General features: G+C 29.7%; 11 protein-coding genes. 6 read left to right on the top strand and 5 right to left on the bottom strand.

What is annotated here, in order from left to right; translation table 11 throughout:
- Positions 1-2: 2 nt before the first annotated feature.
- Entirely contained in the window at positions 3-1,277 is a 1,275-nt protein-coding gene (locus PMT9312_RS07045; protein WP_011376908.1) for a bifunctional cobalt-precorrin-7 (C(5))-methyltransferase/cobalt-precorrin-6B (C(15))-methyltransferase, read from the bottom strand.
- Between the two features lie 29 nt (positions 1,278-1,306).
- Between PMT9312_RS07045 and PMT9312_RS07040 the strand changes: the two genes are divergently transcribed.
- From PMT9312_RS07040 to lexA, 6 genes are all read left to right on the top strand, one after another.
- Complete coding sequence (locus PMT9312_RS07040) at positions 1,307-1,612, top strand: hypothetical protein (protein ID WP_225866661.1); 306 nt, start codon at positions 1,307-1,309, stop codon at positions 1,610-1,612.
- Complete coding sequence (locus PMT9312_RS07035) at positions 1,587-2,087, top strand: DUF3122 domain-containing protein (RefSeq protein WP_036924327.1); 501 nt, start codon at positions 1,587-1,589, stop codon at positions 2,085-2,087. Before PMT9312_RS07040 ends, PMT9312_RS07035 begins: the two co-directional genes overlap by 26 nt.
- A 15-nt stretch (positions 2,088-2,102) precedes the next feature.
- On the top strand, positions 2,103-3,197 hold the full coding sequence (gene ribD, locus PMT9312_RS07030) for a bifunctional diaminohydroxyphosphoribosylaminopyrimidine deaminase/5-amino-6-(5-phosphoribosylamino)uracil reductase RibD (protein ID WP_011376905.1): 1,095 nt from the start codon (positions 2,103-2,105) through the stop codon (positions 3,195-3,197).
- A gap of 115 nt (positions 3,198-3,312) precedes the next feature.
- A complete protein-coding gene (ftsH, locus tag PMT9312_RS07025; RefSeq protein ID WP_011376904.1) occupies positions 3,313-5,175 on the top strand; it encodes an ATP-dependent zinc metalloprotease FtsH in 1,863 nt (620 codons plus the stop codon).
- Positions 5,176-5,203: 28 nt separating this feature from the next.
- Positions 5,204-6,130: an ornithine carbamoyltransferase gene (argF, locus tag PMT9312_RS07020; protein WP_011376903.1), complete on the top strand. Its 927-nt coding sequence runs from the start codon at positions 5,204-5,206 to the stop codon at positions 6,128-6,130.
- A 59-nt stretch (positions 6,131-6,189) separates the two neighbouring features.
- Positions 6,190-6,807 carry a transcriptional repressor LexA gene (gene lexA, locus PMT9312_RS07015; protein WP_011376902.1) on the top strand — a complete coding sequence of 206 codons (618 nt, stop codon included), beginning with the start codon at positions 6,190-6,192 and terminating at the stop codon, positions 6,805-6,807.
- A gap of 628 nt (positions 6,808-7,435) precedes the next feature.
- Here the strand turns inward: lexA and PMT9312_RS07010 are convergent.
- The 4 genes from PMT9312_RS07010 to PMT9312_RS06990 form a co-directional block, all read right to left on the bottom strand.
- On the bottom strand, positions 7,436-9,112 hold the full coding sequence (locus tag PMT9312_RS07010; protein WP_011376901.1) for a GumC family protein: 1,677 nt from the start codon (positions 9,110-9,112) through the stop codon (positions 7,436-7,438).
- A 112-nt stretch (positions 9,113-9,224) separates the two neighbouring features.
- The gene (locus PMT9312_RS07005; RefSeq protein WP_011376900.1) at positions 9,225-10,973 is read right to left on the bottom strand and encodes an FAD-binding protein; all 1,749 of its coding nucleotides are present in this window, start codon (positions 10,971-10,973) and stop codon (positions 9,225-9,227) included.
- Between the two features lie 391 nt (positions 10,974-11,364).
- The gene (locus tag PMT9312_RS06995; protein WP_011376899.1) at positions 11,365-12,924 is read right to left on the bottom strand and encodes a hypothetical protein; all 1,560 of its coding nucleotides are present in this window, start codon (positions 12,922-12,924) and stop codon (positions 11,365-11,367) included.
- On the bottom strand, positions 12,881-13,696 hold the full coding sequence (locus PMT9312_RS06990; RefSeq protein ID WP_011376898.1) for an SDR family oxidoreductase: 816 nt from the start codon (positions 13,694-13,696) through the stop codon (positions 12,881-12,883). The genes PMT9312_RS06995 and PMT9312_RS06990 overlap by 44 nt, the downstream gene beginning before the upstream one ends.
- Between the last annotated feature and the right edge of the window lie 3 nt (positions 13,697-13,699).

The raw sequence follows: 13,699 nt of genomic DNA, 5'->3' as shown, positions 1-13,699 counted from the left end.
ATTTATTTTTTCCCTTTTAATAAAAATACAGGATTATTTGGTTCTAATCTCATTCCTTCTGCGATACTTAAACTTTTGTAAGTCTGTATTAAATTTAAATTTGTATTAAAATTTTTATTTTCTAATTCCTCTTTTAATTCTTCTATAGTTTGAATATCTATTATTGGGATTAAGATAATATCTCCACTACTCATATCTTGGCCCAGTTTATTAATGATTTGAAGTTTAGTCTTTTTATCGCATCCTCCAATTACTAATCTATTAGGTTTTTCAAAAGAAATAAAATTTATCTTGTTGAAGGTATTATTTATGTCTTCCTCAAAAATAGATTTTGGTTTAACTCCCAGCCTTTTTGAGTTTTCTAATATTAAGCCTTTTGAGCCAATTCTTTTATCGATACAAAATAAATCTAAATTAGGCCTTAGTTTTAATGCCTCTAAACCAATTGATCCACAACCTGCTCCTATATCCCAAATTACACCTTTTTTTGGGAGTTCTAAATCAGCTAAGATTTGAATACGAACCTCCCTTTTAGTTAATAAATTTGGTCTGTCTTCAAAAGTTTTAAAAATAATGTCACTGATTCCGAAAAGAGGTAAATCATTATTCGAAAAAATTTTCCTTGCTTTTGTTAGAACAGCAATGTTCAAACTCGAGATATCGGAGGGCAATGACTCTTTAAGATTTAATTTTCTTATATTTTCATTGTCGAAACCTATTTCTTCACAAAGCCAAAAATCATAAAAGTCAATCAGATTTAATTCTGATAAGTTTTTTTGGATAATTTCTAAACTTTTGTTGTTTGAATCTGTAATAATAGCCAAACTTGAAGGCTTGGTTTTAAGTGCCTCAACTAACTTAGTGGAATCTCTCCCATGAATACTTACATTAATAGTATCCTGCCAAGGAATTTTTAACTTACTAAATGCTAATTGAATACAAGTATTTGAAGGGTAGAAATTTAATTCATCTTTTGAAAAATTTTCTAGGAGTATTCTTCCAATTCCAAACCAAAGAGGATCGCCTCTTGAAATTAAAATAACATCATTTTTTTGAGACCGAAGCCAGTTAATGAGTTCGTTATTACTTTTGCTTGCATAAAATAATTTTTTTTGTTTTAAATCGTTTTCGCTCCATGATTTAATTTTTTCAAGATATGAATTAGGCACTGCAATATTTACTGTCTCATTAAATAGATTTTGTAATTTAAAAGGTAAATCTTCAAATTTAAAAGAATTAATCCCTACAATATAAATTTTTCTATTTATTTCAGTCATGAATATCTAAGGAAAAGAATCTAATCTATTTGAATGTTTTAGTGAATTATCCTATTATTGATCGAGTTACAATAATAAATCAATTGTCTGAAAGGAGAAAGAGATTACATGATTTATTATTAACCTTAATTAATAAGGATAGTGAATTTGAGTGTCTTGAAGAAGATTCTAGCGAATTAACATCTAGCTATTCTGAAAAAGACTCTTTGAATTTATCTCGAGTTATAGAAAAAAATCGTAAAATAATTAAAAGATATCAAGCTATAGTTAGAACAGCTGTAACTTTAGATGCTCTTATGGATTCTGAAAATGAGGAAAATTACAAAATCAAATAATAATATTTTTTTAAAAGGGATATTAATATTGATGATATTTCTGTCTTTTATTTTTAACCCATTAAAAGTTTATGCAGAAATTGCAGAAACGGAAATTAATGGTGAACTGATAAATGCGAGTAGTGAGTTTTTAAGGGATTTGGACTTTGAAACTTGGCAGTTAGTAGCTTATAAATCTCCTCTTTTTGAAGACAAATTAATTCTAAGGGTTATAGGATATCCTGGAACTTTAAGGATCGACCACCCCACTGTATTAAGGGTTGAATCTGGAAGAAAAAGCTGGTTAATGAATGACAAAACATTACTTAACTTAGAATTAGCAAATGATGTTAGACAAGCAGCTGCAGAATTTGATCTTGATGAGCTTATTCAAAATATTGATAAAAATAGACCATTGAGATTATCTTTATCAGGTGTTTTTTCAGAGTTACCTGTTCCTCCTTTTTTGGTTAAAGAATGGAGATCACTAAGTTGATTATTGATTCACGAGATGTCTGAAAAAAATGTAAGCCATATAAAATGGATGAAGAGAGCTATTTTTTTAGCTTCATTAGGTAAAGGTAAAACTAGCCCAAATCCTTTGGTGGGAGCAGTAATACTAGATAAAAATGGAAATCTTATTTCTGAAGGTTTTCATTACAAGGCTGGGGAACCTCATGCTGAGGTAATGGCTTTTAATAATTTAAAAAAAGAGGTTAAAGATGGTTATATGTATGTGAATCTCGAACCTTGCTGCCACCATGGTAAAACACCTCCATGTGTTGATAAAGTGATATCGTCTGGGATTAAAAAAATATATATCTCTATTCAAGATCCTGATAAAAGAGTATCTGGTAAAGGTATTAAATTGCTCAAACAAGCTGGAATTAAAGTTCACTTAGGATTATGTAAAAAAGAATCTTTAGAATTAAATAAGGCTTTTATTTACAGGACCATAACTGAGAAATCATTTGGAGTTCTTAAATGGGCAATGAGTATTGATGGACGGATAGGTTTAAAAAATGGTAAAAGTAAATGGATTACTAATAAAGATTCAAGATCATTAGTGCATTCTTTTAGAACTGAATTTGATGCAATAATTATTGGTGGAAACACATTAAGACAGGATAATCCACTATTGACTACTAGAGGTTTGAAAAATCCTGAACCATTGCGAGTTGTTTTCACAAAAACCTTAGATTTACCTCCAAAATCTAATCTTTGGGATTGTGATGAGGCAAAAACTTTAGTTATTTATGATTCTTCAACGGCCAATGAAAAATTTCTTACCAACATTCCACAATGTGTGGAAGTTGAAAAGGTATCATCAGATAATCCAGAGTTAATTTCAAAATTATTAGCTAAAAGAGGATGTAACAAAGTTTTGTGGGAATGTGGCCCAAAATTGGCGACTTCGGCTGTTAAGTCAGATTGCATTAATGAAATAATATCTTTTATTGCACCAAAAATTTTAGGAGGCCAAACTAATATGAACCCCCTTGGAGATTTTCAATTTGAAGAAATGCATGAGATTATAAAATTAAGTGATTCTCAGGTTAGTTTGATTGGTAATGATATATGCGTAAAGAGTGAATTAAAAATTTAGTTTTCACTATTAAACTCAATGGGTCAAAGTACCGTACGGTTCTTACCCAAAAAAAATAATACAGATACAGAAACTTTTCGTTTAGTTTATAATAAGTTCAAATTTGCCCACAATCATGCCAATAAGACAAGACGATAATCAACCTAATAGAAGATTTGGAATTGTAAATATCATTTTGATAGGAGTTGGAGCATTACTTTTGTTTAGTAGCCTTTTCCCTAGTCAAAATATGCAGATACCGAGAGTTCCCTACTCCTTATTTATAGATCAGGTTAATGATGGGGAAGTTAAAAGAGCGTACATAACACAGGAGCAAATCAGGTATGAACTTAATGGTGCTGAAGAAGGTGCACCTTCAGTTTTAGCAACCACCCCAATTTTTGATATGGATCTTCCACAAAGGTTGGAGAGTAAAGGGGTTGAATTCGCTGCTGCTCCTCCAAAGAAACCTAATTTCTTTTCAACTATCTTGAGCTGGGTTGTTCCGCCTTTAATTTTTATTCTTGTTCTGCAATTCTTTGCTAGAAGAAGTATGGGAGGCGGAGGTGCTCAAGGAGCTCTAAGTTTTACTAAAAGTAAAGCTAAAGTATATGTACCCGATGATGAATCAAAAGTAACTTTTGCAGATGTGGCAGGGGTTGACGAAGCTAAGGACGAATTAACGGAAATCGTTGATTTCTTAAAAAAACCTGAGAGATATACAGATATTGGTGCCCGAATTCCAAAGGGAGTTCTTCTTGTAGGCCCTCCAGGAACAGGAAAAACTCTTCTTTCAAAAGCTGTTGCTGGAGAAGCAGAAGTTCCATTCTTCATTATTTCTGGCTCTGAATTTGTTGAGCTTTTTGTAGGTGCAGGTGCAGCAAGAGTCAGGGATTTATTTGAGCAAGCTAAGAAAAAAGCCCCTTGCATTATTTTTATTGACGAATTAGATGCTATTGGTAAAAGTCGTTCAGGATCAATGGGAGTAGTTGGTGGTAATGATGAGAGAGAACAAACTTTAAATCAGCTTCTTACCGAAATGGATGGATTTGCCTCTGCTGATAAGCCTGTTATAGTACTTGCTGCTACTAACCAGCCCGAAGTGCTTGACGCGGCCCTTCTAAGACCAGGAAGATTTGATAGACAGGTTTTAGTTGATAGACCAGATTTATCCGGCAGAAAAACTATATTAGAGATCTACACAAAAAAAGTTAAACTTTCAGATTCAATAGATTTAGATTCTATAGCTCAAGCTACAAGTGGGTTTGCCGGTGCAGACCTGGCAAATATGGTTAATGAAGCAGCTCTTCTAGCAGCTAGAGCAAAGAGGAAAAGTGTTGAACAACAAGACTTAAGTGAGGCTATTGAAAGAGTAGTTGCTGGTCTTGAGAAGAAAAGTAGAGTTCTCCAAGATGATGAGAAGAAAGTTGTTGCTTATCACGAAGTAGGCCATGCAATTGTTGGTCATTTAATGCCAGGAGGTTCAAAAGTTGCAAAAATTTCAATAGTGCCAAGAGGAATGAGCGCACTTGGATATACTCTTCAATTGCCTACTGAGGAGAGATTTCTTAATTCAAAAGAAGAATTAAAAGGTCAGATAGCAACACTCTTAGGCGGCCGGTCTGCAGAAGAGGTGGTTTTCGGAAAAATTACTACAGGTGCTTCTAATGATCTTCAAAGGGCTACAGATATAGCAGAACAAATGGTAGGCACATTTGGCATGAGCGATATTCTTGGTCCACTTGCTTATGATAAACAAGGTGGTGGGCAATTCTTGGGTAATGGTAATAATCCAAGAAGGTCAGTTAGTGATGCTACAGCTCAAGCGATAGATAAAGAAGTAAGAGATCTAGTAGATGATGCTCACGAAACTGCATTGAACATTTTAAGGAATAATTTACCATTACTTGAATCAATTTCACAAAAAATTCTTGAAGAAGAAGTTATTGAGGGTGAGGAGTTGAAAAATCTGCTTTCAGAATCTAAGTTACCTGCATAGTAGAATCTAGATCTCACTAGAATTATTCATGGTAAAACCAAATAAGCTTGCTAATAATAATTATCTATCAAGCTTTGATATGACAACTGATGAGTTTATTAATATTTTAGACCTTGCAAAAAATTTTAAAAATAAAAAGATAAATATTGATCCTAACAATAAAGTTTTAGGATTAATATTTGATAAGTCATCAACACGAACAAGAGTTAGTTTTCAAGTCGCGATGTCACGACTTGGTGGAACCACTATCGACCTAAATCCGATTACATCCCAAATAGGAAGAGGAGAGCCCATTAAAGATACTGCTAGAGTTCTAAGTAGATATTGCGATGTTATTGCAATTAGAACTTTTAATCATTCAGATCTAGAAGAATATGCAAAATGGTCTACGATACCAGTAATTAATGCTCTTACAGATTTAGAACATCCCTGCCAAGCTCTAGCAGATTTTTTGACAATTCAAGAGGAGTTTATCGATTTTAGAAATGTAGTTTTGACATTTATAGGTGATGGTAATAACGTCGCAAACTCCCTTATTCTATGTGGAGCATTACTAGGAGTAGAAGTTAGAATTGCATGCCCAAGAGGTTATGAACCAAATGTCTCGGTTATTAACAAAGCACTTGAAATTTACAAAAATAAGAATTTGTTGAAAATCATTCATGATCCTTATGATGCTGTATTAGGGGCAAATGTTCTTTATACAGATGTTTGGTCATCTATGGGAGAGGAAAATCAAAAAGAAGATAAAGATAAAGATTTTAAAGGATTTACTATTAATAGCAGTTTAGTAAGAAAGGCAAATAAAGATGCAATTATTCTCCATTGTCTGCCAGCATATAGGGGTAAAGAAATTTCAGCAGAAGTTTTTGAGAGTAAAATTAGTAGAATTTTTAAGCAGGCAGAAAATAGGTTGCATGTCCAGCAAGCTCTTTTGGCAGGATTGTTAAGTTAAATAGTTGCAATAATTCCTTTTAAGAGGTACAAATGTATTAGTTTGCATTTGCTTTAGAGATGATTCCTTCTGAAAAGACTCTTACTGAGCCACAAAATGAGCTTTTTGAATGGATAAGGGATTATATGAATGAATTTCAACATAGTCCATCTATAAGACAAATGATGCAGGCTATGGGATTAAAATCTCCAGCACCTATTCAAAGTCGTCTTAAGCATCTTCAGGATAAAGGTTTTATTAAATGGCAAGAAGGTAAAGCGAGGACTTTGCAAATTGTCGAGGATGTTTTCAGACAAGGGATCCCAATACTTGGATCTATTGCAGCTGGAGGATTGATTGAAACTTTTAATGATTTTCAAGAAGAGTTAGATATATCTTCAGTAATTAAAAAAAAGGGATTATTTGCTTTAATTGTAAATGGTGATTCCATGAAAGATGCTTTCATCGCTGATGGAGATACAGTTTTGTTAGAACCGATAGAAAGCACAGGAAGCATTAAAAATGGAACTATAGTGAGTGCATACATACCAGGGAGTGGAGCAACTTTAAAATATTTTTATAAAAAAGGTAATAAAGTTTCATTAGAGGCTGCAAATCCTAATTATTCTCCAATTGTTTTGGAGAATGAGCAGATTTCTATACAAGGTAGATTATGTGCTGTTTGGAGAAAAACATAAGTATTTCTGTTGCTATTAATTAATTTCTGTAATTACTTCATAGTAGTATATATTCCTACAAAAGAAGAAGTTAGATCAGTAAAAGTTAACTAGCAAAGTTTAATTTATTTCTGCTAAAGACTATTTAAACTCCATCTTATAAATAAGGATTTAGGTAAACCCGAATTCTTATCGAGAATTTATAATTAAAAATTCATTTCTCCAATTTTTCATCAATATTAATTCTTAAATATCTCACTGGAACCTTATAGCTTTCTTTCTTCCAAAATTAATATTATAAGAAAAAGTACTGGATTTATGAACTGTTATTTACCAGCAGAATCTACCCAGCCATAAATAAATGCTTGAAAAATTTTTGGATTAAATAGATTTTATTTCTATACCAATTTGTTTAAGAAATAGTCCTATGTCCTTCTTACAAGAATATTATTTCTAGCTCCTAGAACCTAATAAAATTAGGTCTTTTTTTAATATTCTGAATCAGGATTTTTAACTTGGAACTCAAAATTTTAAACTTAAAATTCTTTAGATAAAATTAAAAAAATAAATTAGAAATTAATTTTTCCAGGTAAATATTTTTAATTTTATTAATTTCTTACTATTGAATTTTTGTTAAATAGATACAACTTTACTCGCTATCGATAATTAAAAATCCAAAAACAGATAATTTGTTTAGAGTTATTTTATTTCTAATTTTGATCACATCTTTTTTAAATATATTTTTAAGAGATGTAATGAAAATTATTAAATCATCTTTATCAATTTCTTGTAAGCTTTCCCTCAAAGTAAATTTATCTTGATCATTAGTTTGGATGTAATTCTCGATTTTGTTTAAGCTAATATTTTCAATATCTCCTAGGGGTACTAGGGAGATCTTTTTGATATTAGTTTTTGAGATAATGCCTTTATTCAGAAATTTAAAGAAATTCGATAAATTTGATTCTTCTTTAGTATTAAAATTATCAATAAAAGGAATTCTAAGGACGCTTTGTAACTCTTCATTTCTTTTCAATAAACCTATTTGTTGATATCTAAAAAGTACATAAAATAAGCTTATTGCAAAACCTGCCGCAGTCCATAAAATGGCAATACGTCTTTTCTGTGGAGCAACTGGGTTTTCAGAGACCAATGGTTGAGTAATTAGTTTCCAAGGGACAGTTTTTTCTCTCAAGAAAAACTGCATATTTCGCAAAGTGTCTTCAAAGTTAATCAGTATTCTTTGATTTTTAATTGCTTCAGAAACTAATTTTTTATGTTCAATAAGAATTTCTTTTGAAGAATTCTGTGCGTTGATTCGATTGATAGCCGCTTCTTTTTGTGATTTCAAAAAAGTCTTTAATTCATCATTAAAAATTTTTGATAAAGTAAGAATTTCCTTTTTAATATCTTTTATAACAACATCTTGATCTTTATAAACTTTTGAATACATTATTAGTTGCATCTCTTTTTCCGAAATAATTGTTTTTATTCTTTTTATTTTTTCACTACTAATAAGATTTGCTTCTGAAAATGCAATCAAGGCTGAGGAATCTTCTAAATTTTTGAGAGTATCTAATTTGACTTCTATATTTTTTATCAGAACCCCATCATTTTGATCAATTATATTGGGATTTATTTCTGAAAATAAATTAGTTGATAGTCCTTTCTCAAAAGAAAAATTTAAAGCCTTCTCAAAGGATTTTTTGTATTTTTCTTTATAAATATCAATCTGATCATCTAAATAACTAATCTTTGTATTTATAGTTTCTATTTTTTTGTTTGGAGAATATTGTTGATATATTTTTGAAATTTTTGTTAGTACAGGAATAATTAAATCTTTATCATTATCTTTATATGAAATATCAAGTATATTCGTATTATTTTTGAACTTTACTTCTAAATAATCTTTTTTCCATTCTTCAAATTTGTTAACCTTGTAGTCAGATATATTTTTTTCTGACATTACGTATTCAAAAATAGGAAGCAATATATAAGGACTTTTTAAGATCTCAAGTTCTGTATTAATATTATTTCTCGATGAATTATTGAAAAGTTTATTAATTGGATTGTTTTTAGGTAACGCTAAATTCATTGATGAGTTAATGTCTGAACCAGAAAGAACAATTTGGAATTGCCCTTGCCATAATTTTTTTTGAAGTAATGCAAATGAACAACCCAATAAGAAAGAGGTTAAAGTAATTCCTGCTATTGTTTTCTTCTTTTCAATAAATATGTTAAAGAGGTTTTTCAGATCAATTTCTTCTTCTGACTGATCAATTTGAGATTCCCAAATATTATTAAAATTATTTTCTATTTCACGTTGCATTATGTTTTTGAACTTTTAAAAAATAAAGAATATTAGAATATTTTATCATTATAATTGTATAACTTATAAAGAATTTTTTGATTAGAGTAATGCAATAAATGTAAAAAAAATATCATTCAAGTAACTTTATACCTATATTTTTATTTCTTAAATCATTCTTGATAAATTTTACAATATCTTTTTTCAGGATTTTTGTAGGTTTTTTTTCAATAGATATTTTTCTATTTGTAATTTTACAAATTATATTATAGTTTCTTGATTTGTTTAAATCTTTAAAATCAGATCTCTGATGGGCACCTCTACTTTCCTCTCTATGAATAGTACTAATTAGTGTTAGTTTGCTAACTAAAATAGAAAACTTTATGTTGAACAAATCTACTAGAAAATCAGGTTTGTTTTTTGTCTTTTTTATACTAGATTTTTTAAATTTTTCTCCCATCTCATCTATTTTATTTAACCCAAATTCTAAGCCCTTTTTATTCTTTATAACTCCACAATATTGCCACATTATGTCTTTTAAATTATTTAAAAATAATTTTGGATTTTTCATTTCTTTAAACATTAATTGATTAATATTATGATCAATTTTATTGATGATATTTGTAGGTATTTCATTTGTGAAATTTACTGTTGATGAATATTCTGAGGCAGACTTTCCTGCTTTTTTACCAAAAACTAGAATTTCTGCTAAGGAGTTGCCACCTAATCTATTAGCTCCGTGAAGTCCTCCAGCTACTTCTCCTGCTGCAAAAAGTCCACTTATTGATGTTGAATGCTTAATTGCGCAAACTTTAATGCCCCCCATAGAATAATGAGCTGTAGGCGCAACTTCCATTGGCTCTTTTGAAATATCAATATTTTGATAATCTTTGAACTGTTTAAATATATTTGGTAGTTTTTCAAGTATTTTATCTTTTTCTATATGACTGATATCTAGATATACGCCACCTCTAGGAGTACCCCTACCGTCTTTTATTTCAGTGTAATTTGCTATTGCAACTTTATCTCTTGTGGATAACTCTAACCTCTCTTTATCATAAGACTCCATAAATCTTTGCCCTTTATTATTGTAAAGTTTTCCACCCTCTCCCCTAACTGCTTCAGTAACTAGATTCCCAGAAATCTCTTCAGGAAAGATCATCCCAGTTGGATGAAATTGAACCATTTCCATATCAATTAGTTCGCATCCTGCATTTATTGCTAGAGCAAGACCATCTCCATTATTTTCATCTTTTCGCGATGAGTTCCTTTTCCAAATCCCAGTATGACCACCTGTGCATATAATGATGGCTTTGGATAGGATTATTTTTTTCTCTCCAGATTTAATATCAAAAGACATTGCACCTATACATCGATCTTCATAGATTATGAGTTCTGTTATGTAAGTAGTATCTATTATGGGTATTGCCATAGAATCAGCTTTATTTAATAATGCATTAAGGATAGATTTGCCTGTATAATCACCTGAGTAACAGGTTCTCCGATAAGTATGAGCGCCAAAAAATCTCTGATCTAATTTACCATTTTTTAATCTTTTAAAGTTTGCTCCCCATTCATCTATTTCTTTAACTCTTTTTGGTGATTCATTTACCATTATCTCAATAATATCAGGATCCCCTATTCCATAGCCCTCAAGATATGTATCTGCAAAATGTTGCTCTTTAGAATCATTAGGATCTAAATTACCAAAAACTGCATTTATGCCTCCTGCAGCTAAAGCAGTATGAGCATCGAATTTACTTCTTTTCCCAACAACTAAAACTTCTTTACCTAATGATTTTGCCTCTATAGCAGCTCTTAAACCAGCACCACCTGCCCCAATAACAAGTATCTCATATCTCTCTTGAACAATACTTTTCATAAGTAATAATTTTTTGTGATAAATAAAATTCTTATTTTAGAGAATTTGTTTTTATAAAAAAAAATGATTATTCTATTAAATCATTTTTATTTATAAGTGTTTTATGTTTTCATTAATCAATTTCATTATATGAAATTATTATTTGAAAATTCAAAAGAAACAAAATCATTCTAAATGCAAAGCATTTTAATAGTAGGAATTGTGGTATTGATTAGTAAAAGTTTTTTATCTTTCAGAAAGTTCCTGAAAAAAAAAATTATTTATCAAAAATTTAAAAATAAAGCAAAATTAACTAATGAAAAAATAGAAAAATATCTCAAAACTAACAATATAAAATTTAAAAAATATAAATCAAAATATATTTATTTCTAAAAATATATAACCATACAATTTAAATGTATTTGTGCTTTTTGTTCCCAATAGTAAATATTATTTTTAATTTTTGGAGAAAAGAATCGTTGGATTGAATATATTTATATGGAAAAAAATGCTCAAGATCGCATCTGCTTTTTGTATCCATTAACAAAGATTTCGCTAATATTGATTTTTCTTTTGAAGCCTTCAGATTTTTGAGGCATTTATTAACTGGCATTAATAAATAATTATCATAACTATTTAAATCATCAATTTTCTTAATTAAAGAATTAGCGATTCTATTTCCCGAGGCAATACAGTAGTTGCCAAATGCAAGTGATTCAAGTGCTATGGTCCCATTACATGTAAAAATCGGCATACCTTTTTCTAATATTTCTTTTGTACTAGGACAATTTTCTGAAATAGAGTTGTCAATATTATTCTGCTTAAATAATTCTCTAATTATATCAATATCATCTTTCCAAAAACTAGACATAGGATGTATTTTGATCCACCAATTTTCTTGATCATTTTTAATTTTCGACAAGGTGTAATTAGTCCACTCTATATAAGTTTTAAAGATATTTGATTCAATTGAGTTAATATTGTTTGCATCTCTTATGCAGTGTAAAAATAGCACTTTCTTTATTTGTTTATTGGGTTTAGAGGCTGAATTTCTAAATGCATATCTAGAGTCAGAATCTGAACCTTCACCTTTTAATCTCTTTCTAAAATAATTAACTCCAAGATTTTTAAGTTCCTCATAACTTATTTTGCAATTTCCTCCGAAAATCAAATTTTTCTTGTCAGAAATGTAACTTTCTGAAGGTGATTCTTTAGGATCTAATTTTCTGAAAGTACCATTTGGATGCAAACAAAAAAGTTCAATATTATGAGCGAAGCTATAGGCCCTTAAAAAAGAACATTCTAGATACGCTGTCTCTGCAATAAATATCTTTTTAAATGGGTCACATATTATTTTTGTAAGCTTGAGGATTTTTGCTAAATAGGAAAATAACAATTTTTTATCATAGATAAAACCGTTTAAAAAAATTGATAAATTACAATCCTTGATTAAATTATCTAAAAGTCCATAGGTTGCTATATGACTAAATTCCCCAAGTTCTTTTTTTAAAAAAAGATTAATTTCTTCAAAAAGTTTTTGGCTATCTTTAATAAAAAAACTAACATTTCTTTTTTTAATTGATTTTCTAGATCTGAAATTTTTAATTAATTTGATTCTTAAGTTAGATATCTCTTTTCTTTCTATATTTTGATCAGGATGAATACAAATAGCATTTTTATAGTATTTACAAAATATATTATGTATCGCCAGACAATCCCAAACACTATATGGAAATAATCCGATCTTTTGATTGTTATCAAAAATATTATTTTCTTCAAGAAGATATTTTGTGTGTGATTTTTTCCTAATTAGTAAAAATGATTTTATAGAATCTTGAAAAAGAAAATTATTTATGATTATTTTTACGATAATAAATCCTTTAAAATCATTTATTTTTTGTTTTGTTCTTCTAAAATTCATAGTTAAATTACCAGGTAGATCGCCCACCGTCAATTGATAAAATGGCGCCATTCATATATGAAGAAGCTTCGCTTAACATGAATACAATAGCGGGCATATATTCATCTTTATTAGCAAGTCTTCCCATTGGAATTAAATTAGAAACCTTATTCAAGAAGGACTCATTTTGGTGATTGTAAACTCCCCCTGGACATAAACAATTGCACCTTACTTTTTTGGGCCAATAGGTAGCAGTATATCTTGTTAAGCCAATTAGACCACTTTTAACTACTGAATATGTAACTGGTTTTACAGGCTGATTTTCAGAATTAAGTGTATCTTCTTTATAAAGTTCTTGATTAGGTGCTATCAAGCCTAAGTCGGAAGAAATATTTACAATTGCTCCTCCATAATTTTTATTCATATAAGATCCAAAATATTTAGTACATAGATATGCGCCTGTTAAACCTACAGATAAATCTTTGTTCCACTCTTCTATAGGAAATATTTCCAATCTGTTTTTATTTTTAAGCCCACCTTCAGTAACTTTGGGATCTCTAGCGGCATTATTAATCAAGCCATGTATCTTATAATCTAAGGCTTTGCATTTATCAACAACTTCTTTAACCGATTTTTCATTCGTAATATCATTCTCAAATAAAACTGCCTTTTTGTTATATTTTTTTAATAAATACCTATAAAAATCTTGAAATTCTAAGTGGTTTATGTCAATTATTATTGGGGTACCACCGAATTTACTTATAGCTTCACAATGTTGTTTCCCCAGTAATCCAAGACCGCCGGTAACAATATAGTAACCTTCTTTTAAATCAAAATTTTTCAATTT

The organism is Prochlorococcus marinus str. MIT 9312 (assembly GCF_000012645.1).
Lineage (GTDB): Bacteria > Cyanobacteriota > Cyanobacteriia > PCC-6307 > Cyanobiaceae > Prochlorococcus_A > Prochlorococcus_A marinus_L.
Note: the sequence above shows the minus strand (reverse complement) of the source record. Positions and strands in the feature narration are given on the sequence as shown.